The sequence below is a fragment of the Rhizobium indigoferae genome (genome assembly GCF_034554815.1).
GTDB classification, from domain to species: domain Bacteria; phylum Pseudomonadota; class Alphaproteobacteria; order Rhizobiales; family Rhizobiaceae; genus Rhizobium; species Rhizobium leguminosarum.
The window spans coordinates 975,768-999,032 of sequence record NZ_CP140635.1; the positions used below are offsets into that span (position 1 = coordinate 975,768).

Genomic DNA, 23,265 nt, shown 5'->3' on the forward strand with positions numbered 1-23,265 from the left:
GACATAGCGCCGCCATGATCGCGGGCGTATAGCAGATCGTCTCCCCTTGGCCTTGCGCCATGTCATCCCCCGCGGCCTTGCTGCCTTGTGTGCTCCGCCGCGCCACCGCGAGTGATCCCGGACGATGTCGGATCAGATTTACCAGGCGCCGATCGTTCGGCGCGCCACACCCAATTTCCGGGTGATCGCGATGATTGTCGCGAGTGCGATGCTGATGGAAAATATCGATGCGACCGTGCTTGCGACCGCGCTGCCCACCATGGCGCGTGATTTCGGCGTCAGCGCCCCGGCCATGTCGATCGCCCTGACCTCCTATCTCTTGAGCCTTGCGATCTTCATTCCGGCAAGCGGCCGGATGGCCGATAGTTTCGGCTCCCGCACCGTTTTCCGCTCGGCCATCGCGGTCTTCGTCGTCGGCTCCATCCTCTGTGCCCTGGCGCCGACGCTGTCCTTCCTGGTGCTGGCGCGGCTGCTTCAGGGCATCGGCGGCGCGATGATGATGCCGGTCGGGCGCCTGGTGCTGATGCGCAGCGTCGACCGAAAGGATATGGTCAGCGCCATGTCCTGGCTGCTCGTGCCGGCGCTGATCGGCCCGATCGTCGGCCCGCCGCTCGGCGGCTTCATCGTCACTTATCTCGACTGGCGCTGGATCTTTTATATCAATGTGCCGATCGGCATCATTGGCATGATCTTCGTCTCGATCTACATCGACGAGGTCAAGGGCAAGGCAAGCGGTCCGTTCGATACGATCGGCTTCATTCTTTCCGGCGTCTCGCTCGGCTCGCTGCTCTTCGGCTTCGAAATGTCGAGCCATGAGGGCGAGGGTGCGTTTTCGATCTTCCTGATCGCGCTTGGCCTGCTCTTCGGCATCGCCTATCTCAGACATGCCCGCAAGCACCCGTCGCCGATCATGGATTTCTCGCTGATGAAGGTGCCGAGCTTCGGCACGTCGGTCATTGCCGGTTCGCTGACGCGCATCACGCAAGGAGCGCAGCCCTTCCTGCTGCCGCTGCTCTTCCAGATCGGCTTCGGCCTGTCTGCCGCCGCGGCCGGCCAGATCATCATCGCGACCGCGCTTGGCGCTCTCGCCATGAAGCCGATGGCGAAATTTGTCTTCCGCCGGCTGGGCTTCCGCAGGAGCCTCATCCTCAACGGCATCCTCGGGACGATCGGCTATGGCCTTTGTGCCGCCTTCCGGCCGGACTGGCCGATGCCGCTGGTCTTCATCGTCCTGGTGCTCAGCGCCTTCTTCCTGTCGTTCCAGTTCACCGCCTATAACACCATTGCCTATGACGAGATCAGCAAGGAGCGGATGAGCTCGGCCACGAGCTTCTACACCACCTTCCAGCAGCTGATGCTGTCGCTCGGCATCTGCATCGGCGCCTTGGCGCTGCACGGCTCCATGGCGTTCAATGGCGCCGAGACGCCGGCCCTTGGCGATTTCTCGGCGGCCTTCGTCGTCGTCACGATCATCTCGATCACCGCGACCTTCTGGAACCTGCGCTTCTCGCCGACTGCCGGCGAGGAGATCACCGGCTACAAGGCCAAGCAGACGAAAGGCGCCGTCGCCAAAGGCTGACACCGCCTTTCCCTTCGTCAGAAGCCGACCGGCTCCCGCGGCTGCCTGCGTCGCAAGAGCCGGCCCTCGCGCCGGTCTGCCTCGAGCCCGTAGGTCATCGGACCGGGCAAGCCCCCGAAGGCGAGATCACTATCCCGCAGCGCCACCTCCACGGCCGCCTCGGGCTCGGTGCGCCTCTGCCGTCCCGTAATCGCAAGCCACAGATCGTGCCAGCCGCGCCCACGCAACATCGTGCCCCCAATCGTCATTCTCTCCTCCCTCTCAGGTCGTCACGCCGCCTGCGGCAGGCATGCCTCGCAGATCGCCGCGACATGGCGGTGGTCGGTGCCGCAGCAGCCGCCAAGCACGCGTACCGCAGGCATGCGGTCGATGAGCTTGCGGTAGCGGCGGCCGAGATCTTCGGGATCGCCCGCATCCAGCGTTTCACTATTGTCCAACTGCTCATGGCTCATGGTCGAGGCATTGGCGCGGATGCCGGAGATGCGCTTCACCCAGGCGCTTCCAGGATCGAGTGCTGTTTCGAAATGCGTCGGATGGGCACAGTTAATCATGTAATAGGCCGGCGCTCCGCCGGTCGCCGCATCCGTCGTCTCGATGGCGTCCTGAAGGCTGCGGCCCGTCACCAGCCGGCCATCCGTCTCCAGCGTGAAGGAGATGGCCGAGGGCATGCCGAGCGACTGTGCCGCCCGCGCCACGCCGATCGCCTCGTCGATATTGGTCAGCGTGAAGGCGCTCACCATATCGGCTTCCGTGCCGGCAAAAGTCCCGATCTGAAAGGCGTGGTAATCTTCCGCTTCGGCCGCATCCATGCTGCCTGCCTTGTAGCCGTCGCCGCGCGGGCCGATCGCCCCGCTGATGACGATCGGCTGCTCCGGCCGCTCATAGGCGCCGCGTAAGCCGACGAGCAGGTCGACAGCCTCCTCGTTGACCGCCTTCAGGGCTTCGCTGGTATAGCCGAGCTTCTGTCCCCAGTCCGGATTGGCTCGCCATGTGGCGGTATCGAGCACGAAGCCCGTGCCGTGCCGCCGGGCGATATCGAGATAGCGGCGATAGTAATTCCGCATGCGCTGCCGCCCGTCTTCGGAAGACAGCAATATGAAGGCGGCGAAATGCGGAAGCTCGATCCCTTCCTGGAAGATCATCGTCGTTTCCATGCCGCCATCGGTAATGAAGGTGCCGCCTTTGAGCTGCGGCAAACCATTTCTGTACTTTGCCATTGTTGAAGCCTCTCCCTCGCGGCACCCGATTGGCTGCCGTCGATGAATGATGTTCTGGCGCTTAATCGGCTGCCAAACTAGGCGACTTGCGGTATACTCCAGGTGGTTTTGGTTTTTGCCGATTGATATCAATTGCTTGCTTCAACCGATGCTGCCGGGGGCGCAAGCAAGCCTGAAGGTGCGGCGCTGAAAACTGTACCGTCGGTACAGGAGGGGACATGCGAAAGGGCGAGGAAACGCGGACCCGCATCCTCGATGTGGCCGAAGCGGCAGTCTTGCAGAAGGGTTTCGGCGGCACATCTATCGAGGAGCTGATCGCCGAGACCGGCATCACCAAGAGCGGCTTCTTCTATCATTTCAGAGACAAGAACGAGCTCGCCAAGGCGCTGCTCAACCGTTACATCGAAAATGACGAGCGCATCTACGACGAGATCTTCAGCCGCGCGCGCGATCTGGTCGACGATCCGCTGCAGTCCTTCCTGCTCGGCCTGAAGCTGCTGTCCGAATTGCTCTCCGACCTGCCGAACGGCCATCCGGGCTGCCTTGTGGCGGGCATCTGCTATTACGAGCGGCTGTTCGACCGCGAGATACAGGAGATCAACCGGAATGCGGTGCTTGCCTGGCGGCGCCGCTTCGGCCGCATGATCCGGGAAATCGTGGCCGTCTATCCGCTGCGCGAACCCGTCGACGTCGACCAGCTTGCCGACATGGTGTCCTCAGTCCTGGAAGGCGGCATCGTTTTGTCGAAGACGCTGAAGGAGCCGAACACGCTGGCCGAACAGGTGCTGATGCTCCGCACCTTCGTGAAGATGCTCTTCCTGCCGGTGGCGGAGATGCCGAGGGCGTCGAGCGGTTCAGCCTTTCATGGAGGCGCAGAGCCGCACTAGCTTTTTGGGCGTCAGTCCTTGCCTTCCATCGCCGCGGCCATTTCCGCGAGCTTGCGCACGGTGTTGAGATTGCGCGACGTTCCAGTCTTCAGCGCCGGCAGCTTCAGCTTCGAGCGGCCGGAGCCGTTGGGATAATGCACGTAGATTTCCCGGCCGGCGAGTTTCGCCTCCTCGCCGTCGGGCGCCACCATCTTTTCCAGCGCATCGCCGGGCGGCTTTTCGGGCAGGAAGTAGACCAGCAGGAAGTTCGGCTTGGCCTTGGGGAAGGGTGCGTCGGCGGCAAGCTTGTCGAGTTCTTTGCGGCTGCGCACCATCACGCCTGGGCGTTTGCCCATCGTCTTACCGAGCGCCTCGTCGAGCCGCTCCTCCACCGTCTTTTCCGCCTCATCCGAGCGGAAAAGCACGTTGCCGCTCTGGATGTAGGTCTTCACGTCGGAAAAGCCGAGGCCTTCGCAGATCGCCTTCAGTTCGGCCATCGGCAAAGAGCCGGTGCCGCCGACATTGACGGCGCGCAGCAATGCAACAAAGACCGTCATCGGCTCCTCCGAATCCTTTACATCTTGCCGGCAACCTTGATTGCAAACGCATACTCAAAGGCAATCTCTTCCAGCCGTTGGAAGCGGCCCGAGGCACCGCCATGGCCGGCATCCATGTTGGTCTTGAGCAGGATCGGCGCGTCGCCCGTCGTCTTGTCGCGCAGCTTCGCCACCCACTTGGCCGGCTCCCAATAGGTGACGCGCGGGTCGGTCAGGCCGCCGAGCGCCAGGACCGGCGGATAGGCCTTTGCGCCGACATTGTCATAGGGCGAGTAGGATGCGATCTGCTCGTATTCTTCCTTGCTGTCGATCGGATTGCCCCATTCCGGCCATTCCGGCGGGGTGAGCGGCAAAGTGTCGTCGAGCATGGTGTTGAGCACGTCGACGAAGGGAACGGCGGCGATGAGGCCGGCGAACTTCTCCGGCGCCATGTTGGCAACCGCACCCATCAGCATGCCGCCGGCCGATCCGCCCTCGGCGATGATCTTCGCGTAGGAGGTGAACTTCTGTTGATTCAGATAGTCGGCCGCTGCGACGAAGTCCTTGAAGGTATTCGTCTTCTTGTCCATTTTGCCGTCTTCGTACCAGGAAAATCCCTTGTCCTTGCCGCCGCGGATATGGGCGATGGCATAGACGAAGCCGCGGTCGGCGAGCGACAGGCAGTTGGTGTTGAAGCCGGCCGGAATGGTGATGCCGTAGGCGCCATAGCCGTAGAGCAGGCAGGGAGCGCTGCCGTCGAGTGGGGTATCCCTGCGATAGAGCAGGGTGACCGGCACCTTCTCGCCGTCCCACGCCGGAGCGAAGACGCGGCGGGTGACGTAGTCGTCGGGATTGTGACCGGACGGCACTTCCTGCGTCTTCAACAGCGTGCGCTCGCGCGTCACCATGTTGTAGTCATAGAGCTGCGACGGTGTCGTCATCGAGGAATAGGAGAAGCGGATGATATCGGTGTCGTATTCCGCCGCGCCCTGCAGCCCCAGCGAATAGGCTTCCTCGGCAAAGGCGATCGCATGTTCCTCGCCGGTCTTGCGGTCGCGGATCATGATCTGTGGCAGCCCGTCCTTGCGCTCCAGCCACAGGAGATGGCGGGCATAGGCCATGTGGCTGATAACAAGCGTGCCGGGCTTGTGGGCGACCACTTCGCGCCAGTTTTCCTTCATCGGATTGTCGACCGGCGCTTCCATGATCTTGAAATCCTTGGCGCCGCCGTCATTGGTGAGGATGTAGAAGACGTCGCCGCCCTCGGTCAGCGAATATTCGATGCCTTCCTCGCGCGCCGCCACCAGCTTCGGCTCGGCGGTCAAGTCCTTGGTCGACAGCAGCCGGTATTCGCTGGTCTCGTGGTCGTGGATGTCGATATAGATGACATCGTCGAGCAGCGAGCCGCCGACGCCCATGAAGAAGCCGGCATCGGCTTCCTCATAGACCAGCCGGTCTTCCGACTGCGGCTGGCCGAGAATGTGGTGGAACACCTTCGATGGCCGGTGATTCTCGTCGAGTGCCGAATAGAAGAAGCTCTTGCCATCCGGCGCCCAGACGCCGCCGCCGCCGGTATTCTCGATCCGGTCCTCGAGGTCTTGCCCGGTCTGGAGGTCGCGCACCTTCAGCGTGAAGAACTCCGAACCCTTGTCGTCATAACCCCAGATGCCGCGGTTGTGGTCGCTCGTATGGTCGAGGCCGGCGAGGCGGAAATAGGCCTTGCCGGCCGCCTCCTTGTCACCGTCGAGCAGCACGGTGCGGATCGCCTCGTCGGCGACATTGCCGTCGCGGGCGATGCGGAAATAACGCGGCTGTTCGCCGCCGGTGACATAGAAGGTGCCGTAGGCATAGGCGCCGTCCTTCATCGGCACCGAGCTGTCGTCTTCCTTGATGCGGCCGCGCATCTCGGAAAACAGCACCTTCTGCAGCGGCTTGGTGTCCTCCATCGCCGCGTTCATATAGGTGTTTTCAGCGTCGAGATGCCGGCGGATCTCAGGATCGAGGATCGACGGATCCTTGAACATCGCCTGCCAGTTATCGGCGCGCAGCCAGGCATAGTCGTCCGTGCGGGTGATGCCGTGGCGCGTATCGGAGATCGGCTTCTTCGGTGCGGCAGGCGGGGTCGGCAGGCTCTTAAAAGCGGACAAGGAATGGCTCCGGTGGGAATGTCGGGTTGGCAAGAGATAGAGGCGCACTGGTCCCGGATCAAGCGGCAAGGGTGTGGCAAGGGCGCGGATGACCTTCCACAAACAAGGAGGACGCTTTGCCCGCCTTGCCTTGATGTCACCACAATATTTAAGAAAGTCCGCTCTCGTCGCGCGAAATTTGCACGTGCCAAGCCTCCGGCAAGCCGCCTGTGGCAGGGTGAAGAATGGACAACAGTAAGGGATTTTCTCCGCAATGCCGAAACGTCTGCTCCTGTTTGTATCCCTCGCAAGCCTCGCTGCCCCCGCCTTTGCCGTCGATCCCGCCATCAAGAAGCAGCTGGAAAAACTCGATCCCTCGACCCGCCTGGAACAGAGTTGCGACACAGAGGCGATGAGCCGCATCAACAAGGACAGCACCGGCTTCAAGCCCGACAAGGTGATCGCCTACACCTTCAAGGACCCGATCCCCGGCGACAATTCGCTGGACGCGCCGGGTGCCGTCTTCCGCAGCAAGGGCGACTGGTATCATCTCTCCTACAATTGCATCACCGGTCCGCAGCATATCAACGTGCGCGAGCTCAATTATGAGATCGGCGAGAAGGTGCCGCGCGAGAAGTGGGACAAGTATTATCTCTATGATTGATGCTGCCCTGTCCGTCCAGGCGGCTGCGGTGACATCCGGCCGCATGGCGCCGGGGGAGAGCCGCCGCTAAAATCGGCAGCTCGAATCATAGAAATCCATCGTATGAACCGCATCCTGCTCGCTTCGGCGTTCCTTTTCTCCACCATATCAACTGCATTGGCGGACGAAATTCCGTCAGCCGTGCCGGCCGCGCTCGGTCAGGTCCCGGCTGCAGTCAGTCCGGCCTCGAAGGCGCCGGCGCCAAAGCTCGTCGAGCCGCATCTGCATATCGCCCGTTCCAACGTCGCCGGCCATGTCCGCGTTGCGCTGACCTTCGATGCCTGCATGGGGCAGGCGGACGAGCGCATCCTTTCGACCTTGGTGCGTGAACGCATCCCGGCAACGATCTTCGTCACCGCCCGCTGGCTGAAGCGCAATCCCGCCGCCGTCGCCGTGTTCCTGCAGAATCCCGATCTCTTCGAACTCGAAAATCATGGTCAGAACCATATTCCGGCCGTCGATACGCCGACGCTGATCTATGGCATCGCATCTGCCGGCTCGCCGCAGGCGGTGCGGCAGGAAGTCGAAGGCGGCGCTGCCGCGATGGTCGCTGCCGGCATCCCGGCGCCGCACTGGTTCCGCGGCTCGACCGCCAAATATGATCTTTCCGCCATCGGCGAGATCCGCGCCATGGGCTATCGCATTGCCGGTTATTCGGTGAACGGCGACGGCGGCTCGCTGCTCGGGGCTGTTATCACCGAAAAGCGCATCGCCGCGGCCAAGGACGGCGATGTCGTCATTTCCCATGTCAATCAGCCGACCCATGCGGCCGGCGAGGGGGTGGCCAAGGCACTGGTCGATCTCAAGGCGAAGGGTACGCAATTCGTCCGACTCCAGGATGTCGAGGACACCGGTGACGACAAGACGACCGAATAACGGCCGAAGCCTCTTCTTCGTCTCGAACAAGATTTAACGCAGCATGATTTCCGGTCGGAAGCGCTCGTGCAGCGTTCGTAAGCCCGGTCCGTCGCGGTCGACGGCAAAATCCTCGAACCAATCCCGTTGCATGCCGGCCAGCATTGCGCCGATCATTTGCGCGGCGAGATAGGAGAAGGTGATGCCGTTGCCGCCGTAGCCGTAGGCCGCGAAGACATGTGGTATCTGCGGCACCGGACCGATCAGCGGCAGGCCGTCGGCCGTCTCGCCGAAGGTGCCGCACCAGGCATGGGCGACGCGTGTATCCGCCTTCGGCCACAGCCGCTTCATCTTCTCTTGGATTGCGACGATCTTGGCCGGCAGCTTCCGATCTCGTACTTCGGCATCCGTGGTATCGTCATCCTCGCCGCCGGCGACGATGCGATTGTCCGCCGTCGTGCGCATGTAGAGGTAGGGGTGGCTGTCCTCCCAGATCAGCGCCCTGTCGCGCCAGAAATTTGCCGGGTCCTGCGGCACGGTGGCGAGCGCCCAGCTCGAACTCGACCGGTGCAGTTTCGGCATGTCGAGGCCCGGCATCGAATAGCCGGTCGCAAGCACGACATGCCGCGCCTCGATGACGTGGCCTCCATCCGTCTCCGCCATGACGCGGTCACCTTCGCTGTGAAGCGCAGCCACGGAAGCGTTGACCAGCCGCGCGCCGCGCCGGACGGCCATCTCCAGCAGCGCCCAGGTCAGAAGCAGCGGATCGCACTCCGCCGAACCCGGCGAATAGATCGCACCATCCCGGTCGAGTTCGAATTGTGTGAAGAGATCGGGATGTTCGAGATAGACGCCGGGCAGGCCCGCCCGGCGACGAAGCTGGCGCTCCTCCAGCAGGTTGCGCGCGCCTTCGCGGCCATCAGCCAGATAGAGCGTATTGCGAGACCGGAAGCCGCAGGCGATCTCGTTTGCGGCGATCAGCTTGGAAAGGCCGGCGACCGCGGCACCACTTCGGCGGTAGATGCCGGCCGCACGCTCGAAACCGTAATAATCCTCGAGCTCGGTGAGGGTGCTGTCGATTTCCCATTGCAGCATCGCCGTGCTCGCCGCGGTGCTGCCAAAACCAGGCTCTTCCCGGTCGATGATAACAACGGAGAAACCGCGGGCCGTTAAATGTTCGGCAACCAATGCGCCGGTAATGCCGCCGCCGATCACGGCGATGTCGGTGGAAAAGCTCTGCTCGATCGGCCGCCATTCGGGCCGAATGCCGCTTTTTCCCCAGAGAGAACGGCCGCTGACCATCTGGTCATGATCGGATTCGGTAAGGTCGAGATCAGCTGCCACGAAGGTTTCCCCGGTTGATTATTTCGGCAATTGCGGCTGCGGTTTTTCCTCGATCAGCAACTCGTCGATAATAGTCATGACGATCAGCGAAAGCGGCAGCGCCAGCATGGCGCCGACGGCACCCCACATCCATGTCCAGAACAGGATGGCGAGGAAGACGACGAAGGGATTGATTTCCAGCCGCCGTCCCATCACCGCCGGGAAGATCAGGTTCTCCATGAGGAGATGCACGGTGAAGAAGGCTGCCGCCGGCATCAGTCCGATGAGGATGCCATCATGGGTCAGGATGCCGGCGACCGCGACGGCAAGTGTCATCAGCGTGATGCCGAGATAGGGGATGAAGCTCGACAGGAAGGCGAAGAAGCCCCAGAGCACCGGGGCCGACAGCCCACCGGCATAGGCGATGACAGTCATGACGACGCCGAGCCCGACATAGATCAGCGAGGCCGTGGCGAAATAGAAGCCGAGCACCTGCTCTACGGCATTGATGACACGGATTGCCGCCAGGCGTTGCGTGCGGGTGCGGAAGGTCATGATGATCGTCTTGCGCAAGTTGACCCGACCAGCGAGGAAGAACAGCAGCGCCGCAAAGAAGATCATCCCCTGCACCAGCGCCGGCGTCAGGCTACTCGTCACCACGTGCAGCACGTTGCCGGTGTTTTCGAGCAGCGCACCGATCGACATCGACCCGCTTTCGAATGTCGCCGGCGTGATATGCAGCCATCTGATGCGTTCCAGATATGGCATGACGCGGTTTATGGTTCGCTCGGCGAAGGCCGGGCCCTCATTGGCAAGCGTCATCAGCGGGTCGGCAAGCGAGTTGATCAGCAGGAAGATCACCAGCGCCACGGCGCTCGACAGCATGAAGGCGTTGGCAAGCCGCGGCACTCCCATCTTGCCGAGCTTTTCTGCCGCCATGCCGAGGATCATGCCGACGACGACGGCAAGTGTGATCGGGATGAGGATCAGCGACATCAGGTAGACCGCGGCAAGAAAAAGAATGCCGAAGATGCCGATGATCGCCCAGGCCATGCTGACGTCGAGCCCATCCTTTTCCAGACGGTGCAGCGGAGGCGGCGGCAGTTCTTCCGCAGCTTCCTTCAGCGACTGTGCCCAGGCGCTGGTGTGGCGTTCGCCGATCGCGATTTTCTTTGCTTGTTTGCGGATGCCATTGGCGATGCCCATGCGGTGAGGTCCCCGAAGCCCCATTGCTTCCTCACGGAAACGCACCGATAGGGTTCCGGTTCCCTGAAGGAACGACCGCCTGTGAAGGTGCATCCGGCATGTCTTTGCGCCGATGGCATTGCCCGCATGGCGTGAGCGTCTTCAACCGCTATGGCTGATCTGCGGCAACCTGGAAATTACGCCGACAGCGTCAGGCCGATGCCCCAGGGATCCCTGAGGAATATGCCGCCGTCGCGCTTCTCGCTTTTGATCTCCAGCGCATCGAGCTTGGAGACCGCCGCATCCAGCGTCGCCTTGTCGTTGAAACGGATCTTGTAGTCCGAAAGCCCGGTCATATTGCTGGCGCGAGCCGTCGCGCCGCGGCTGTTCCAGATATTGGCGCCGATATGGTGATGATAGCCGCCGCTCGCAAAGAAGCTCGCGCCGGGATAGCGCGCCATCAGCTTGAGGCCGAGGACGTCGCGGTAAAAGGCGTCGGCCTGCGGGATGTCGCCGACCTGCAGATGCAGGTGACCGATCGCCGTTCCCACCGCCATGCCGTCCCAGCGCTCATCAGGCGCGCTGTTATAGAGCGCTTGCAGGTCGAGGCGAAGCGTCGCCATCTCCACCATGCCGTCCTGGTGGAATTTCCATTGTTCGTGCGGCCGGTCGGCATAGATCTCGATGCCGTTGCCTTCGGGATCGGAAAGATAGATCGCCTCGCTGACGAGATGGTCCGAGGCGCCGTCGAGCGCGACATTGTTCTGTGCCGCATGGCGCAGCCAGCGTGCGAGCTCGGTCCTGCTCGGCATCAGGAAGGCGGTGTGGAAAAGGCCGGCGGCATTGCGCGGCGCGATGGTCGCATCTTTTGCGGTCGTCAGCGTCAGCAAAGGGAGATCGCCGACACCCAGCACTTCGCCGCTCGCCGTCTTCTCGATGACCTTCAGGCCAAGCATCGATTGATAGAAACCGGAAACGAGGCCGAGGTCGGTGACGACGAGATGCGACTGGTCGATATAGGCGGGCCGCGTCAGCGCATAGGAAGTTTCGGTCGTCATGGATTGTTCTCCTGCCTCTGAATTGGCCTGTAAGAGAGAAGGCGTACCGGCGGTTGCGGCAAACATGCCGCCTGTGGCAAGCCCGAGAAAGTTTCGCCGGTTCATTCGCCTCTGGTCCCTCGGTTGCCGTACTTGATCCCTATATGGCGCATTCCGATTGTTCACAGAAGGCCCGTTTTTGAGGATGAAGCGTTGAACAGATGTTGACGATGACTTGCGCCCACTTGATCGCCGTCAACGCGCCCATATCTTATTTAGAGGAAGCTTATAAATACTAGTCATGGAGGGAAGCCATGTACAGAAAGATCATCGTAGCGATCGCGCTCGGCGGCATCGAAAAGGGAGAAAAGATCCTCCGCAAGGCCGCGTCCTTGCTCGATGACGGCGGTGAGATCATCGCGCTCAACGTCATCGAAGATGTGCCGAGCTATGTCGCGATCGAGTTGCCGGCCAATATGGTCGAGGACGCCATGCAGGACAGCCGCGACAAGCTGCAAGCGCTGCTCACAACCACCGGCGTCAAGGCAACCGTCGAGATCGCCAACGGCCCGCCTGCCAAAGCCATCATCTCGACCGCCGAAAGCCACGGCGCCGATCTGATTATCGTCGCTTCGCACGTTCCGGACTTTTCCAACTACTTCATCGGCGCCACCGCCGACCGGGTCGTGCGTCATGCCAAATGCTCGGTGCTGGTCGACCGGCAGAAGATTTGATTTTTGCGCCACTGCGGCCTGTCACGAAGATTTACCGCCGGTGCGCTTTGCCGCAGTTGCGCGCCCGCCGGTTCGATGCGACGATTGCAATCGGGGTATGAAACGGATTGGCGTGCATGGCCGAGTTCAACGGCATTCGCTGGGCTTATGATAAATACGAACTGATCGCCGACGGTATCGTCCATGGCGTCGGCCTCGTGCTGGCGCTGATCGGGGCCACCGTGCTGATTTTCTACGCCACGGTCTGGAGTTCTTACGGCGCGCTCGCGGCCGCCTGGATCTATGGGGTCGGGCTGGTGCTGACGCTTGCCATTTCCTTTTCCTACAACGCCTGGCCGGTCTCGCGCACGAAATGGTTTCTGCGCCGCTTCGATCATTCGGCGATCTTCCTGCTGATCGCCGCCACCTACACGCCCTTCCTCGAACGCGGCGCCGACGATCCGCTGCTGCTGTTGATGCTGGTCGCGATCTGGCTGTTCGCCGCAGTCGGCATTATCCTGAAATGCGTCTTCCCCGGGCGTTACGACCGATTTGCCATCCTGCTTTATCTCGCTATGGGCTGGAGCGGCGTGCTGGTGGCCGGGCCCGTCGCCTCGCGCATTCCTTCCGCCTCGATGCTGCTGATCGTCATCGGCGGCGTCATCTATTCGCTCGGCGTCATTTTCCATGTCTGGGAGAAGCTGCGCTTTCAAAACGCCATCTGGCATGGTTTCGTCGTCACCGCCGCAGCCGTGCATTATTCGGCCGTCTTCACTTGCTTCAGCCTGTCGGCGCCGGGCCTCTGAACGACGGTCGTTTACATCTGTCGGGGTCGGGCGTATGCCGCCTTTCACAGACAATACGAACCGGGCAATCATGACAGACGCTGTCCTCCTCCGCGACGCCACCGAAGCCGATCTTTCCGCCATCCGCGATATCTACAATCACGCTGTTGAGCACACGACGGCGATCTGGAACGACACGCTGGTCGATCTCGAAAATCGGCTGGAATGGTTCAGGGCGCGCAAGGCGCGGGGCTTTCCGGTCATCGTCGCCGAAATGTCGGGCAAGGTCGCAGGCTACGCCTCCTATGGCGACTGGCGGGCCTTCGACGGCTACCGCCATACGGTCGAGCATTCCGTCTATGTCGACAAGGATTGCCGCGGTGCCGGCATCGGCGAGCGGCTGATGCGGGAGCTGATTGCGCGTGCTGCGGCCGGCAACATCCATGTGATGATCGCCGGTATCGAGGCTGACAATACCGCCTCGGTCAGGCTGCACGAAAAGCTCGGCTTCCGCATCGCCGGCAGATTCTCCGAGGTCGGCACCAAATTCGGCCGCTGGCTGGACCTGACCTGCATGGAACTTCGCCTGCCCGGCAAGGTGGATTGATCCACCTGCCCGGCAAGGCGGGTGGATCCGCCTGCCTGGCCAAGCCTTAGACTGATCAGGCAAAACCCCAAGCTGATCAGGCAAAGCCCCAAACTCATTAGGCAAGGCCCCAGACCCATCCGGCAAAGCCATTGTGAACGGCGCGCACCATCTTTTTATTGTAGTCTGAGCTGTGTAAGAATGTGGACGCAGTCTGCTTCGCGGAAGGCGGCCTGAAAGCGTCATGTAAGCGTCATGGGGGTGAATAGTTCAATGGCAATGCAAAGATCGTCGCTCGGTCTCCTTGCCCTCGTCCTTCTGGCATTTCCGCCGGTTGTAGCCCGGGCCGCCGATTGCGGCAGCATGGCCTCGCCGAAGCTCGACTGGCAGGAATGCACCAAGAAGAACCTGATGCTGCAGGGCAGTGATCTCGAAGGCGCCAATCTCGTCGGCACCGACTTCTCGCTGACCGATCTCGCTGGCGCCAACTTCAAATCCGCCAATCTGGAGAAAGCGACGCTGGTGCGCGCCTCATTGGAGGGCGCACACGCTGAAGGCGCCAACTTCGCCAAGATCGAGGCCTATCGCTCCAGCTTCGCCAATATCGCCGCCGATGGTGCTTCCTTTGCCGGCGCCGAGCTGCAGCGGGCCAATTTCGCCGGCGCCCGGCTCGCCGGCACGAGCTTCGAAAAGGCCGAGCTCGGCCGCGCCGACTTCGACAAAGCGGTACTGACGGGTGCGAAATTCTCGTTCGCCAATCTCTCCCGTGCCGATCTCTCCGGCGCGACCTTCGAAACCACGCCGATGTTCGATCGCGCCTTCATGTTCCTCACTCGCATCGAAGGCCTTGACCTCTCGGCCGCAGCAGGGCTCGAACAGGCCCAGATCGACCTTGCCTGCGGCGATACCTCGACCAAGCTGCCGGCCGGCCTCTCCGCCCCGACGACCTGGCCCTGTCCAGCCGAGCACGAGTAACCAGGCGGGTCTGAACCGCTCTATGTCCGGTCCGTGATGTAGACGTAGAATTCCATTATGCCGCCATCGGTGCTGCCTGTTTTGGCGAATGTTTCCCGCCGCCGGTGCACCCGCTCCGCAACACGTTGCGAGGGAATGTTGTCGGGCCTGACGATGGAGACGATGCGCGCAAGGCCAAGGTCATGAAGCGCGTGGTCGCGGCAGGCGGCGGCCGCCTCGATCGCATAGCCCTTGCCCCAATGGTCGCGCCACAGATGATAGCCGATCTCGGGTTCCGGGCCCGCGGAGGTTTCCTGCAGCGTGATGCCGCAATCGCCGAGCAATGTGCCGCTCTGCCGGTCCGTCACCGCCCAGAGGCCGAAGCCGTGACTGGTATAACTGTCGAAGGCGAGCCTCTGGAACCAGCGCGCGGTTTCGTCGAAACTCTTGATGCCGGGGTAATACCGCATGCATTCGGCATCGCCGAAAATGCGGTGGAGAAACGGCAGGTCGGCAGGCGTGATCTCCCGCAGCGTCAGCCGCTCGGTCTTCAGGATATCGCGCGCCATCGGCCTTCTCCTGGTATCGCCGATCCGTCGATAGCGTCTACGACGGAGGTAGTCAGCGGCCCATCACATCGGAATGGGCCGCTTGCCGATTGCGGGGCTGCGCGCCTACTTCCCGGGCTCGAACACCATGGAATGGCCGTTGATGCAGTAGCGCAGGCCGGTCGGTGGTGGCCCGTCGGGAAAGACGTGGCCGAGATGGGCTTCGCAGCTGCCGCAACGGATTTCGGTGCGCACCATGCCAAAGGCCGTGTCGCGATGCTCCGTCACCGCTTCGGGCGACACTGCTTCGAAATAGCTCGGCCAGCCGCAGCCGGCATCGAATTTCGTGTCGGAGCGGAAAAGCGGCGCATTACAGCCGACGCAGCGGTAAAGCCCTGTCTCGAAGGAGTCCCAGTAGGGGCCGGTAAAGGCGCGTTCGGTACCGTGCTGGCGCGTGATGCGGTATTGCTCGGGGGTGAGCTGCTCTTTCCATTCGTCATCGGTTTTGTGGATCTTGGCGGTGGTCGCAGTTTCGGACATGAGGTGCTCCTTTCGCCGAGGGGCGGTTCCGTTTGCGCAAAATGTGGTGCGCCGCGTTCACTTCATCAAGTCTCCAGCGCCGCGCCATCAGATTGGCGGCATACCGCAATTGGAGGAAGACGCTTGCTTTTACATCCGTTAGGGGTTTTCTGTTAGGGTTAATGTTACGTGCATTGGAGAATCACTGGTGTTTGAGGCAGCAATCGTCCTGCTCTACGGCCTGGTGGCCGTGGCCGCCATGGCGGTCACGCTGTTGGAAGGCTGGGCCAACCATGACGGCTTTACGCTCCATCGTCTCGCCGGACTCTTCGCCTGCCTGCTCTGGCCGCTTACGCTTGTGGTCTTCATCCTGCACGGTTGCATCGCCCGGCTGCTGTCGCGTCTTTCCCGATCGATGGCCTGATCGACTTCGAACATCGCCATGCAGTGGGGCCTGCGGCCGAAATCACTTGAGACGCTCCCCCGTTTCGCCTAAGCCAGAAGACAGGCTGGGTTTCTCTGGCTTTTCGTCTGTTGCCTTTACAGCGCCGCGCGCCTTGTCGGACGTGCGAAGGACTGTAACATTTTGAATTATGCAGTAGAGGAGGGGACATGGCCGATGTCACGGCTCTGACATTTCTGGCCCTGTGTCTGCCGCTCGTCGGCGCTCTTGCTGCCCCCTTCGTCATCCGCATCTTCGGCGCAAACGGTGCCTGGCTCCTGGCGATCGCTCCCTTGCTCGCCTTCCTGCATTTCCTGCGTTTCGTTCCCAAGATCGCGCGCGGCGAGGTCGTCACCGGCGGCTATTCCTGGGTGCCGAGCTTTCATCTCTCCTTCTCCTGGTTCCTCGACGGCCTGTCGCTGGCTTTCGCACTGCTGATCACCGGTATCGGCACCCTCATCGTGCTTTATGCCGGCGGCTACCTCAAAGGACACAAGGATCAGGGCCGCTTCTTCTCCTTCATCTTCCTCTTCATGGGCGCGATGCTCGGTGTCGTCGTTTCCGACAGTTTCCTGATGCTCTTCGTCTTCTGGGAGCTGACGTCGATCACTTCCTTCCTGCTGATCGGCTTCGATCACGAGCGTGCGGCGGCTCGCCGCGCAGCCCTGCAGGCGCTTGTTGTGACCGGTGGGGGAGGGCTCTGCCTGTTGGCCGGTCTGCTGTTGCTCTGGAATATCTCAGGCGTCACTGAGATGTCGCGGCTCATGGGATCGGGCGATGTCGTGCGCGAAAGCCGGTTCTATCTCGCAGCCCTCCTTCTGGTCCTGGGCGGCGCCTTCACCAAGTCGGCGCAATTTCCCTTCCATTTTTGGCTGCCGAACGCCATGGAGGCGCCGACGCCGGTTTCCGCCTACCTGCATTCGGCGACGATGGTGAAGGCGGGCGTCTATCTGCTGATGCGGCTCAATCCCGTCATGGGGGCGACGCCCGCCTGGGAGATCCTACTGCCCTTCTTCGGCGGGCTGACGCTGGTGGTCGGCACCGCGCTTGCCATCCGCCAGACCGACCTGAAGCTCAAGCTCGCCTATACCACCGTCTCCTCGCTCGGCCTGCTCGTCGTGCTGATCGGCTTCGGCTCTGACCATGCGGTCGAGGCGGCGGCGCTCTATCTGGTGGCGCATTCGCTCTTCAAGGGCGCGCTCTTCATGGTCGCCGGCATCATCGATCACGAGACCGGCACGCGCGATATTACCAGGCTGCGTGGCCTGATGCGGGCGATGCCGCTCACCTGGATGATCGCACTTGCGGCGGCCTTGTCGATGGCCGGCCTGCCGCCCTTCTTCGGCTTCCTCGCCAAGGAGGAGATCTATACGACACTCGTCGGCGGCGATGTCCGCGCACTCACCTTTACCGCCATAACCGTCTTCGGCAATGCGCTGATGTTTGCCGTCGCCTTTGCCGTGGCGCTGAAACCCTTCCTCGGTCAGCCGGTGGAGACGCCGAAACCTCCGCACGAAGCGCCCGTCCTGCTTTGGCTCGGCCCGGCCGTTCTCGCCGTCCTCGGCCTGCTCGCGGCGATCTTTTCGACCTTCACCCAGACCGTCCTGTCCTCGCCGATCGCCTCCGCCATCCGCCAGACACCCGTCGAGATCGATATTTCGCTGACGCCGCATATCGGCCTGCCCTTAGCGCTCTCCGCCCTGACCGTGCTGCTCGGTATCGGCGTCTACTGGCAGCTCGCGCGCGCCCGTTTCCTGATGGCCGTCTTCTTGCATGCGGCCGGGCGCGGGCCGGATCACGGTTTCGACCTTGCCATATCGGGCCTTGTCCGCTTCGCTGGCCGCCTCATGCGTGTCCTCCAGCCGGGGCGGCTGGAGATCTATGTCACCTGCACCTTCCTTTGCGTCGCCGCCATCCTCACCGTGCCGCTCGTCGTCTACGGTGAACTGCCGCGCCTTCCGGCCTGGCCGGCCGATGTCAGGCTCCATGAATGGGCGGTCTTCCTGATCGCCGCCTTCGGTCTTGCCGCCGTGCTCGTCGCCCGCGACCGGCTGACGGCGATCGTCTCGCTCGGCATCCAGGGTTTCGCCGTCGCCATCATCTTCCTGTTGTTCGGCGCGCCGGACCTGTCCTTCACCCAGTTCATGGTCGAAACCCTTTCGGTGGTGATCCTTGCCTTGGTCATGACCAGGCTCCGTCTCTCGCCCGCCGATCGGCGGCCGCTCGGCCGCAAGCTCTTCGACGGTGCGCTGGCGCTCGCCTGCGGCCTCGGCTTCACGCTTTTGCTGATGCGGGCGACGCAGGCGCCGTTCAACGACGCTCTGACGGCTTTCTTCAACGCCTATTCCAAATCGATCGCCCATGGCGCCAATGTCGTCAACGTCATCATCGTCGATTTCCGCGGCACCGACACGCTCGGCGAAATCGCCGTCGTGGCGGTCACCGGCCTTGCCATCCTGGCGCTGATCCGCATCCGCGCCGGCAGCGAGCGCAAGCTTGCCGCCAATGATCCCGCGGCGGAGGGCTGATCGCGTGAACACCCTCATCTTCCGCACCGTCGCCCCGTTCCTCACCGCGCTGATGCTGCTTTTTTCCGTCTTCGTGCTGCTGCGCGGCCATAACGAGCCGGGCGGCGGCTTTATCGGCGGGCTGATCGCTGCTTCGGGACTAGCGATCTACGGCATTGCCCGCGGCGTTGGCGCCGTTCGCCGCGCGCTGTTTTTCCATCCGCTGTCGATTGCCGGCTTTGGCTTGCTCCTGTCGACGGCGGCCGGTCTTGTCTCCATCCTGTTTGCCGTTCCCTTCATGACCGGCCTCTGGATCTATCCGACGCTTTTCGGCGCCGAGGTGCCGCTGTCCAGCGTCATGCTCTTCGATGTCGGCGTCTATCTTGTCGTGCTCGGCGCCATCACCTCGATCGCACTGGCGCTCGAAGAAAAGGAGGTGGAATGATGGAGCCGCTTCTCGCGATCCTCGTCGGCCTGTTCTTTGCCGCCGCCATCTACCTGATGCTGTCGAAATTCTCGATCCGGATCATGCTCGGCATCGCCATCCTCGGCAATGCTGTCAACCTCCTGCTTTTTACCGGCGGCCGGCTGACGCGCGAGGTGCCGCCGATCATCCCGGCGGGTCTCGACAGCTTGCCCGCAGGCACGGCCAACCCGTTGCCGCAGGCCCTCATCCTCACGGCGATCGTCATCTCCTTTTCGTTCCTTGCCTTCCTGCTGGTGCTAACCTACCGCGCATATCAGGACCTCGGCACCGACAACACCAGCGAAATGCGCGCCGCCGAGCCCGACGACCGGCCGCTGCCGCCATTGGGATATTGAGGCGGATGTTGGTGCGGATGCTCAACCCATGGCAAGCCCTCTCTCGCGATAGCGGAGGCGCCATCTGATGGCCGCCCCCACCTCTACCGTCGATCTCTCCGCCGCCCTGATCACCGCCCCGGTGCCCATCGGTCATTGGCTCGCCATCCTGCCGGTCGCCCATTGCATCACGCTCGGCGCCGTCCTGCTGATGCTGCGCGGCTATCCCCGCCTGCAGGCCTGGCTTGCCATCCCTGGCCTTGCGGCGCTGGCGCTGATCAATGCGGCACTGCTCGCCAAGGTCGCGGCCGAGGGGCCGCTGACCATGGTCATGGGCCGCTGGCTGCCGCCCTTCGGCATCGCCTTCACCGTCGATCTCTTCAGTGGGCTGATGGCCTTCACCGCAGCTCTTGCCGCGCTAGCCGGCGGGATCTATGCGCTGGCCGATATTGGCGAAAGCGGCCGGCGATACGGCTTCTTCCCGCTGCTCATGCTGCTGATGGCCGGCGTCACCGGCGCCTTTCTCACCGGCGATATCTTCAATCTCTATGTCTGGTTCGAGGTGCTGCTGATCTCCTCCTTCGGGCTGATCATCCTTGGTTCCGAACGTGAGCAGATCGACGGCGCGCTGAAATATGCGGTGCTCAATCTGATCGCCACGACCCTGTTCCTGGTCGGCGTCGGCATCCTCTATGCCGCCTTCGGCACGCTCAACATGGCCGATATCGCGGCCCGGGCGAGGGATTTGCGCGGCACGGCGCCGCTGATGACGCTGGCAAGCCTCTTCCTGCTCGCCTTCGGCATGAAGGCGGCGGCCTTCCCGGTCAATTTCTGGCTGCCCGCCGCTTACCATACGCCGCGCATCACCGTCTCCGCTCTGTTTGCCGGCCTGCTCACCAAGGTCGGCATCTACGCGCTGATCCGGGTGATGGTCATGCTGCTGCCGGTGGAACGCCAGGAGTTGAGCCTGGTGATTGCGCTCGCCGCCGCCGCGACCATTCTCGTCGGCGCTCTCGGCGCGCTTGCCGAAAACGATATTCGCAGGCTGTTCGGCTATGTCGTCATATCGGGCATCGGCAACATGCTTGCGGGGGTCGCCCTCGGCGGCCTCGGCGGCATCAGCGGTGCGGTCTTCTATGCGCTCCATTCCATGGTGCTGATGACGGCGCTTTATCTTGCCGCCGGGGAGATCGCCCGGCGCGGCGGCGGCTTTTCGCTGTCGGCCCTCGGCGGGCTCTATCGGCAAAGCGGCGGCTTCACCGCGCTCTCCCTCGTGCTCTTCCTTGCCGCCTGTGGCCTGCCGCCCTTTTCCGGCTTCTGGCCGAAAGTCATTCTCGTCAAGGCCTCGATCGATCTCGGCGCCTGGTGGCTGGCGACATCGATCCTCGTCGGCGGTTTTCTGACGACGATCGCCTTCGGCCGTCTCTTCCTGCTCGCCTATTGGCGCCCGGCACCGATAGTCCCGGCGCCGATAGTCCTGGTGGCGTCTGGGGCCAGGTGGCGCACGGGCCTGCCGCTCGCCGCGCTGACAGTGCTGGTCGTCGGCTTCGGGATCGTGCCGGAACAGCTGCTGGCGCTGTCGCAATCGGCCGCCGCCGGCCTTGCCGATCCAGAGGCCTATCTTCATTCGGTCTTCCCGGAAGGAGGCGTGCCGTGATCTTCTTCCTCTTCAACCTGCTGCTTGCCATTGCCTGGCTCACTGTTACCGGCAGCGCCTCGCTGCACAATCTCGTCCTCGGCGTCCTGCTCGGGGCCTTGGCGCAGGTCATCATCCGCGAATCCTTCCGCGGCAAGGGGTATCATATCCCTCGCGTCCGCCCGGTTCTCTCGCTCGCCGCGCTGTTCTCGAAGGAATTGTCGCTGTCGGCCTGGAGGGTCACGGTCACCGTCCTCTCGCCCGATATGAAGCTGACACCCGGCATCTTCGCCTTCCCTTTGACGGTGACGAGCGATTTCGAGATCACTTTGCTGGCAAACCTCATCACGCTGACACCCGGCACGCTTTCGGTCGACGTCTCCACAGATCGCCGCACGCTCTATGTTCACGCGCTCGATTGTTCCGATCCCGAGGCGACCAAGCGCGATATCGCCAACGGTTTCGAACGCAAGATCATGGAGGCCTTCCGGTGATCACACCCGCCGCCATCGTCGCGGTCGCATCCTCGGCCGCACTCGTCATCCTCGGCCTGGCGCTGATCCTCGCCGTCTGGCGCGTCGTTGCCGGCCCGACATTGCCGGACCGAATCCTCGCCCTCGACATGCTGACCGGCATCGCCATCGGTTTCATCGCCGTCATCGCGGTCAAGACCGGCTTTTCGCTCTATATGGATATCGCCATCTCGCTCGGCCTCGTCGGTTTCCTGGCGACTGTCGCCTTCGCCCGATTCGTGCTGTCGCGCGGCAACATCACATCGAAGCCGTCCGCATCTGCGACAAACGGCAACACGCAACAGCGGGCAGGGGGCAAGAAGCGATGATCGATTATATCGTGGCCGCCATCACCGCCCTGCTGCTCCTCGTCGGCGCGCTCTTTGCGCTTGCGGCGGCGATTGGCCTGGTCAGGCTGCCCGATCTCTACACTCGCATGCACTCGGCCTCGAAGGCGGGGACTGTCGGCTCCGGCCTGTTGCTCCTTGCCGCCGGCCTCTATTCGCAAGATCCGGCGATTCTCGCCCGTGCCGTCGCTGGCTTTATCTTTTTCCTGCTGACGGCGCCGGTGTCTGCCCATCTGCTTGCCAAAGCCGCCCATCGCTCGGGATATGATCTCGATGCGCTCTCGGTTCGTGATGATATCAGGGATCGTTGAGCCTATGCTGTTCGGCAACTTTACCAGATTTATGCAAAACTTATGCACAGGAAGCTGTGAGTAAAGCTTGCCGGAGAGCCCCTCAATTCTTCATCTGTCATTTTTTCTCAAGAAAAACGACAAATAATAATTGGCGTTTCGACCAAACGATGGTATTTGAAAATGCAAGTAGAGTTCTGATTGTGAATTACAATCGTACTGCTTCCAAGTCCCTCAGTTTTGATTTTTAATGTCTAAACTGAGGCCATCGCCTGGAGCATGACGTAGTGGTTTCCGGTCAGGCAGTATAAGAACAGGTTACGCTCTTCGGAATCTAGGGGTGGATTTCGCGTTTTTCGAAACAGAAGGTCGATTCCTGCGCTTTTGCTGTTCGCTTCTACGAGGCGGGTCTTTGGCGTGTCAGTCAAAGGCCGTTTGAGCATGCTAACAGGAGAAAAAATATGACGGATATAGCGACCGGCAATGCGCCGGAGCTGCTTGTGGAACTGACAGCCGACATTGTCGCGGCCTATGTCAGCAACCATGTTGTACCGGTCAGCGACCTGGCCAATCTGATTTCCGACGTGCATTCGGCACTGAGCAACACGTCCGTACCGCAGCCTGCTGCGGCGATCGTCGAAAAGCAGAAGCCTGCAGTTTCTGTCCGCAAGTCCGTACAGGACGAGCAGATCACATGTTTGGAATGCGGCGGCAATTTCAAGTCCCTCAAGCGTCACTTGATGACGCATCACAGCCTCTCGCCGGAAGAATACCGCGAGAAATGGGACCTGCCGACCGATTACCCGATGGTAGCGCCCGCTTATGCCGAAGCGCGTTCGCGCCTGGCAAAGGAGATGGGCCTCGGGCAGCGCCGCAAGCGCGGCCGCGGCTGAGCTTTTTCGAAAGCATCGACGACAAAAAGCCGGGTCTTGTGCCCGGCTTTTTTGTGCGCCTTTTCAAGGCGAGGAAAATAATCTCGATGGAGCAATTCAGGAACGTGCGAAACGGTTTTCCCAGGCAAAGCGCGAAGCGGTTTTGCCGGGAATCGGCTAAAGCTAAAGGTTGAAGCGATCCTGTGGTTCAATCAAAAGCTGAACAGCGCTGGTATTCAGGCCTTCGCAGATGATTCGGACGGGCGCCAAGATAGTGTGAGCGACCCTGTCTTATGCTTTGCCGACAGGCTTAGAATGTATTCCTA

General features: G+C 62.0%; 26 protein-coding genes. 17 read left to right on the plus strand and 9 right to left on the minus strand.

Annotated features, from left to right (window positions below; all coding sequences use genetic code 11):
* The first annotated feature begins 124 nt into the window (after positions 1-124).
* Positions 125-1,579, plus strand: a complete 1,455-nt coding sequence (locus tag U5G49_RS04995) for a DHA2 family efflux MFS transporter permease subunit (RefSeq protein WP_193444774.1) — start codon at positions 125-127, stop codon at positions 1,577-1,579.
* Between the two features lie 17 nt (positions 1,580-1,596).
* On the opposite strand, the gene U5G49_RS05000 is transcribed toward U5G49_RS04995, so the two are convergent.
* A complete protein-coding gene (locus U5G49_RS05000) occupies positions 1,597-1,827 on the minus strand; it encodes a hypothetical protein (protein WP_112906345.1) in 231 nt (76 codons plus the stop codon).
* 21 nt (positions 1,828-1,848) lie between these two features.
* A complete protein-coding gene (locus U5G49_RS05005) occupies positions 1,849-2,796 on the minus strand; it encodes a homocysteine S-methyltransferase family protein (protein ID WP_112906346.1) in 948 nt (315 codons plus the stop codon).
* A 218-nt stretch (positions 2,797-3,014) separates the two neighbouring features.
* Here U5G49_RS05005 and U5G49_RS05010 point away from each other — a divergent pair, with 218 nt between their 5' ends.
* Entirely contained in the window at positions 3,015-3,683 is a 669-nt protein-coding gene (locus tag U5G49_RS05010) for a TetR/AcrR family transcriptional regulator (protein ID WP_018241240.1), read from the plus strand.
* A gap of 11 nt (positions 3,684-3,694) precedes the next feature.
* Here U5G49_RS05010 and U5G49_RS05015 read toward each other — a convergent pair whose 3' ends face one another.
* Together U5G49_RS05015 and U5G49_RS05020 are read right to left on the minus strand one after the other, a co-directional pair.
* Positions 3,695-4,219 (minus strand): DUF1697 domain-containing protein, encoded by a 525-nt coding sequence (locus U5G49_RS05015; RefSeq protein ID WP_027685440.1) that lies wholly within the window; start codon positions 4,217-4,219, stop codon positions 3,695-3,697.
* 17 nt (positions 4,220-4,236) lie between these two features.
* A complete protein-coding gene (locus tag U5G49_RS05020) occupies positions 4,237-6,345 on the minus strand; it encodes a S9 family peptidase (RefSeq protein WP_193444773.1) in 2,109 nt (702 codons plus the stop codon).
* A 253-nt stretch (positions 6,346-6,598) separates the two neighbouring features.
* Between U5G49_RS05020 and U5G49_RS05025 the strand changes: the two genes are divergently transcribed.
* Together U5G49_RS05025 and U5G49_RS05030 are read left to right on the plus strand one after the other, a co-directional pair.
* Positions 6,599-6,988: a DUF930 domain-containing protein gene (locus U5G49_RS05025; protein WP_003557772.1), complete on the plus strand. Its 390-nt coding sequence runs from the start codon at positions 6,599-6,601 to the stop codon at positions 6,986-6,988.
* 102 nt (positions 6,989-7,090) lie between these two features.
* Positions 7,091-7,903, plus strand: a complete 813-nt coding sequence (locus tag U5G49_RS05030) for a polysaccharide deacetylase family protein (protein ID WP_193444772.1) — start codon at positions 7,091-7,093, stop codon at positions 7,901-7,903.
* Positions 7,904-7,936: 33 nt separating this feature from the next.
* On the opposite strand, the gene U5G49_RS05035 is transcribed toward U5G49_RS05030, so the two are convergent.
* The 3 genes from U5G49_RS05035 to U5G49_RS05045 all read right to left on the minus strand — a co-directional run bounded on the left by U5G49_RS05035 (position 7,937) and on the right by U5G49_RS05045 (position 11,448).
* Positions 7,937-9,226 carry an NAD(P)/FAD-dependent oxidoreductase gene (locus U5G49_RS05035; RefSeq protein ID WP_028733861.1) on the minus strand — a complete coding sequence of 430 codons (1,290 nt, stop codon included), beginning with the start codon at positions 9,224-9,226 and terminating at the stop codon, positions 7,937-7,939.
* A gap of 18 nt (positions 9,227-9,244) precedes the next feature.
* Positions 9,245-10,411, minus strand: a complete 1,167-nt coding sequence (locus tag U5G49_RS05040; protein ID WP_018241245.1) for an AI-2E family transporter — start codon at positions 10,409-10,411, stop codon at positions 9,245-9,247.
* 176 nt (positions 10,412-10,587) lie between these two features.
* A complete protein-coding gene (locus U5G49_RS05045) occupies positions 10,588-11,448 on the minus strand; it encodes a VOC family protein (RefSeq protein ID WP_246289026.1) in 861 nt (286 codons plus the stop codon).
* Positions 11,449-11,741: 293 nt separating this feature from the next.
* Between U5G49_RS05045 and U5G49_RS05050 the strand changes: the two genes are divergently transcribed.
* The 4 genes from U5G49_RS05050 to U5G49_RS05065 all read left to right on the plus strand — a co-directional run bounded on the left by U5G49_RS05050 (position 11,742) and on the right by U5G49_RS05065 (position 14,486).
* Positions 11,742-12,161: a universal stress protein gene (locus U5G49_RS05050; RefSeq protein ID WP_018446258.1), complete on the plus strand. Its 420-nt coding sequence runs from the start codon at positions 11,742-11,744 to the stop codon at positions 12,159-12,161.
* A 116-nt stretch (positions 12,162-12,277) separates the two neighbouring features.
* Positions 12,278-12,946, plus strand: coding sequence for a PAQR family membrane homeostasis protein TrhA (gene trhA / locus U5G49_RS05055; protein ID WP_193444770.1), 669 nt, complete (start codon positions 12,278-12,280; stop codon positions 12,944-12,946).
* 34 nt (positions 12,947-12,980) lie between these two features.
* On the plus strand, positions 12,981-13,532 hold the full coding sequence (locus tag U5G49_RS05060) for a GNAT family N-acetyltransferase (protein WP_028733864.1): 552 nt from the start codon (positions 12,981-12,983) through the stop codon (positions 13,530-13,532).
* A 252-nt stretch (positions 13,533-13,784) separates the two neighbouring features.
* On the plus strand, positions 13,785-14,486 hold the full coding sequence (locus tag U5G49_RS05065; protein WP_112906353.1) for a pentapeptide repeat-containing protein: 702 nt from the start codon (positions 13,785-13,787) through the stop codon (positions 14,484-14,486).
* A 20-nt stretch (positions 14,487-14,506) separates the two neighbouring features.
* Here U5G49_RS05065 and U5G49_RS05070 read toward each other — a convergent pair whose 3' ends face one another.
* On the minus strand, positions 14,507-15,034 hold the full coding sequence (locus U5G49_RS05070; protein WP_193444769.1) for a GNAT family N-acetyltransferase: 528 nt from the start codon (positions 15,032-15,034) through the stop codon (positions 14,507-14,509).
* 105 nt (positions 15,035-15,139) lie between these two features.
* Positions 15,140-15,553, minus strand: a complete 414-nt coding sequence (msrB, locus tag U5G49_RS05075) for a peptide-methionine (R)-S-oxide reductase MsrB (protein WP_018241252.1) — start codon at positions 15,551-15,553, stop codon at positions 15,140-15,142.
* A gap of 187 nt (positions 15,554-15,740) precedes the next feature.
* On the opposite strand from msrB, the gene U5G49_RS05080 reads away from it, so the two are divergent.
* The 9 genes from U5G49_RS05080 to U5G49_RS05120 all read left to right on the plus strand — a co-directional run bounded on the left by U5G49_RS05080 (position 15,741) and on the right by U5G49_RS05120 (position 22,960).
* Positions 15,741-15,956 carry a hypothetical protein gene (locus tag U5G49_RS05080; RefSeq protein WP_018241253.1) on the plus strand — a complete coding sequence of 72 codons (216 nt, stop codon included), beginning with the start codon at positions 15,741-15,743 and terminating at the stop codon, positions 15,954-15,956.
* A 188-nt stretch (positions 15,957-16,144) separates the two neighbouring features.
* A complete protein-coding gene (locus tag U5G49_RS05085) occupies positions 16,145-18,502 on the plus strand; it encodes a putative monovalent cation/H+ antiporter subunit A (protein WP_193444768.1) in 2,358 nt (785 codons plus the stop codon).
* Between the two features lie 4 nt (positions 18,503-18,506).
* Positions 18,507-18,926, plus strand: a complete 420-nt coding sequence (locus U5G49_RS05090; RefSeq protein WP_027685425.1) for a Na(+)/H(+) antiporter subunit B — start codon at positions 18,507-18,509, stop codon at positions 18,924-18,926.
* On the plus strand, positions 18,926-19,303 hold the full coding sequence (locus U5G49_RS05095; RefSeq protein ID WP_032980268.1) for a Na+/H+ antiporter subunit C: 378 nt from the start codon (positions 18,926-18,928) through the stop codon (positions 19,301-19,303). The genes U5G49_RS05090 and U5G49_RS05095 overlap by 1 nt, the downstream gene beginning before the upstream one ends.
* Before the next feature lie 67 nt (positions 19,304-19,370).
* Positions 19,371-20,939 carry a Na+/H+ antiporter subunit D gene (locus U5G49_RS05100; protein ID WP_193444767.1) on the plus strand — a complete coding sequence of 523 codons (1,569 nt, stop codon included), beginning with the start codon at positions 19,371-19,373 and terminating at the stop codon, positions 20,937-20,939.
* Positions 20,936-21,412, plus strand: coding sequence for a Na+/H+ antiporter subunit E (locus U5G49_RS05105; protein WP_193444766.1), 477 nt, complete (start codon positions 20,936-20,938; stop codon positions 21,410-21,412). The genes U5G49_RS05100 and U5G49_RS05105 overlap by 4 nt, the downstream gene beginning before the upstream one ends.
* Positions 21,409-21,759, plus strand: coding sequence for a cation:proton antiporter (locus U5G49_RS05110; protein ID WP_193444765.1), 351 nt, complete (start codon positions 21,409-21,411; stop codon positions 21,757-21,759). The genes U5G49_RS05105 and U5G49_RS05110 overlap by 4 nt, the downstream gene beginning before the upstream one ends.
* Positions 21,756-22,088: a monovalent cation/H(+) antiporter subunit G gene (gene mnhG / locus U5G49_RS05115; protein ID WP_193444764.1), complete on the plus strand. Its 333-nt coding sequence runs from the start codon at positions 21,756-21,758 to the stop codon at positions 22,086-22,088. The genes U5G49_RS05110 and mnhG overlap by 4 nt, the downstream gene beginning before the upstream one ends.
* A gap of 440 nt (positions 22,089-22,528) precedes the next feature.
* Complete coding sequence (locus U5G49_RS05120) at positions 22,529-22,960, plus strand: MucR family transcriptional regulator (RefSeq protein ID WP_003557810.1); 432 nt, start codon at positions 22,529-22,531, stop codon at positions 22,958-22,960.
* The last annotated feature ends 305 nt before the right edge of the window (positions 22,961-23,265 follow it).

What these genes read in the sequence shown, in the direction of transcription:
- U5G49_RS04995 (WP_193444774.1), top strand. Translation starts at nt 125, where the DNA reads ATGTCGGATCAGATTTACCAGGCGCCGATCGTTCGGCGCGCCACACCC.
- U5G49_RS05070 (WP_193444769.1), bottom strand. Translation starts at nt 15,034, where the DNA reads ATGGCGCGCGATATCCTGAAGACCGAGCGGCTGACGCTGCGGGAGATC.
- trhA (WP_193444770.1), top strand. Translation starts at nt 12,278, where the DNA reads ATGGCCGAGTTCAACGGCATTCGCTGGGCTTATGATAAATACGAACTG.
- U5G49_RS05000 (WP_112906345.1), bottom strand. Translation starts at nt 1,827, where the DNA reads ATGACGATTGGGGGCACGATGTTGCGTGGGCGCGGCTGGCACGATCTG.
- U5G49_RS05050 (WP_018446258.1), top strand. Translation starts at nt 11,742, where the DNA reads ATGTACAGAAAGATCATCGTAGCGATCGCGCTCGGCGGCATCGAAAAG.
- U5G49_RS05010 (WP_018241240.1), top strand. Translation starts at nt 3,015, where the DNA reads ATGCGAAAGGGCGAGGAAACGCGGACCCGCATCCTCGATGTGGCCGAA.
- mnhG (WP_193444764.1), top strand. Translation starts at nt 21,756, where the DNA reads ATGATCGATTATATCGTGGCCGCCATCACCGCCCTGCTGCTCCTCGTC.
- U5G49_RS05030 (WP_193444772.1), top strand. Translation starts at nt 7,091, where the DNA reads ATGAACCGCATCCTGCTCGCTTCGGCGTTCCTTTTCTCCACCATATCA.
- U5G49_RS05045 (WP_246289026.1), bottom strand. Translation starts at nt 11,448, where the DNA reads ATGACGACCGAAACTTCCTATGCGCTGACGCGGCCCGCCTATATCGAC.
- U5G49_RS05005 (WP_112906346.1), bottom strand. Translation starts at nt 2,796, where the DNA reads ATGGCAAAGTACAGAAATGGTTTGCCGCAGCTCAAAGGCGGCACCTTC.
- U5G49_RS05085 (WP_193444768.1), top strand. Translation starts at nt 16,145, where the DNA reads ATGGCCGATGTCACGGCTCTGACATTTCTGGCCCTGTGTCTGCCGCTC.
- U5G49_RS05100 (WP_193444767.1), top strand. Translation starts at nt 19,371, where the DNA reads ATGGCCGCCCCCACCTCTACCGTCGATCTCTCCGCCGCCCTGATCACC.
- U5G49_RS05040 (WP_018241245.1), bottom strand. Translation starts at nt 10,411, where the DNA reads ATGGGCATCGCCAATGGCATCCGCAAACAAGCAAAGAAAATCGCGATC.
- U5G49_RS05120 (WP_003557810.1), top strand. Translation starts at nt 22,529, where the DNA reads ATGACGGATATAGCGACCGGCAATGCGCCGGAGCTGCTTGTGGAACTG.
- msrB (WP_018241252.1), bottom strand. Translation starts at nt 15,553, where the DNA reads ATGTCCGAAACTGCGACCACCGCCAAGATCCACAAAACCGATGACGAA.
- U5G49_RS05060 (WP_028733864.1), top strand. Translation starts at nt 12,981, where the DNA reads ATGCCGCCTTTCACAGACAATACGAACCGGGCAATCATGACAGACGCT.
- U5G49_RS05025 (WP_003557772.1), top strand. Translation starts at nt 6,599, where the DNA reads ATGCCGAAACGTCTGCTCCTGTTTGTATCCCTCGCAAGCCTCGCTGCC.
- U5G49_RS05015 (WP_027685440.1), bottom strand. Translation starts at nt 4,219, where the DNA reads ATGACGGTCTTTGTTGCATTGCTGCGCGCCGTCAATGTCGGCGGCACC.
- U5G49_RS05065 (WP_112906353.1), top strand. Translation starts at nt 13,785, where the DNA reads ATGGCAATGCAAAGATCGTCGCTCGGTCTCCTTGCCCTCGTCCTTCTG.
- U5G49_RS05095 (WP_032980268.1), top strand. Translation starts at nt 18,926, where the DNA reads ATGGAGCCGCTTCTCGCGATCCTCGTCGGCCTGTTCTTTGCCGCCGCC.